This window comes from Streptomyces sp. CAI-85 (assembly GCF_013363615.1).
Taxonomy (GTDB): Bacteria; Actinomycetota; Actinomycetes; order Streptomycetales; family Streptomycetaceae; genus Streptomyces; species Streptomyces antibioticus_B.
This window is the reverse complement of the sequence record NZ_JAANNX010000213.1, coordinates 1-905: the sequence shown is the minus strand read 5'-3', so window position 1 is coordinate 905 and position 905 is coordinate 1. Positions and strand designations below refer to the sequence as shown.

Sequence of the window (905 nt, the reverse complement as noted above, 5' to 3'; positions counted from 1 at the left end):
AGCAGACCCTTCTCCGCGTCAACGGCGTGGACGGTCAGGTTCTGGGTGGTGACCCGCTCGTTGCCCATGCGACCCGCCATACGGAGGCCCTTGAACACACGGCCCGGGGTGGCGCAGCCACCGATGGAGCCGGGGGAGCGGTGCTTGCGCTGGGTGCCGTGACCGGCGCCGAGGCCCTTGAAGTTGTGACGCTTCATGACACCGGCGAAGCCCTTGCCCTTGCTCTTGCCGGTCACGTCGACCTTGATGCCGGCCTCGAACACCTCAGCGGTGATCTCCTGGCCGAGCGTGTACTCGGAGGCGTCCGCGGTGCGGATCTCGACGAGGTGGCGACGGGGGGTGACGTCGGCCTTCGCGAAGTGGCCCTTGAGGGGCTTGTTCACCTTGCGCGGGTCGATCTCGCCGAACGCGATCTGGACGGACTCGTAGCCGTCGGCGTCGTTCGTACGAACCTGGGTCACGACGTTGGGGCCGGCCTTGACGACGGTGACCGGAACAACACGGTTGTTCTCGTCCCACACCTGCGTCATGCCGAGCTTCTCGCCCAGGATGCCCTTGATCTGCTTTGCCATTCTCAGCTCACCGACCCTCAGAGCTTGATCTCGATGTCGACACCGGCCGGGAGGTCGAGTCGCATCAGAGAGTCAACGGTCTTGGGGGTGGGGTCGAGGATGTCGATCAGGCGCTTGTGCGTGCGCATCTCGAAGTGCTCGCGCGAGTCCTTGTACTTGTGCGGCGACTTGATGACGCAGTACACGTTCTTCTCAGTGGGCAGCGGCACCGGGCCCGCGACCGACGCACCAGTGCGGGTCACCGTCTCGACGATCTTCTTCGCCGAGGAGTCGATGACCTCGTGGTCGTAGGCCTTGAGCCGGATGCGGATCTTCTGTCCCGCCATGGCTACT

The 905-nt window shown here is 64.9% G+C and carries 2 protein-coding genes; both read right to left on the bottom strand.

The window, feature by feature from the left end; all coding sequences use genetic code 11:
* A partial coding sequence (gene rplC / locus G6W55_RS37845; protein WP_175525086.1) for a 50S ribosomal protein L3 occupies positions 1-572 on the bottom strand: 572 nt, incomplete at its 3' end.
* Positions 573-589: 17 nt separating this feature from the next.
* On the bottom strand, positions 590-898 hold the full coding sequence (gene rpsJ / locus G6W55_RS37840) for a 30S ribosomal protein S10 (RefSeq protein ID WP_003948644.1): 309 nt from the start codon (positions 896-898) through the stop codon (positions 590-592).
* Positions 899-905 lie beyond the last annotated feature (7 nt).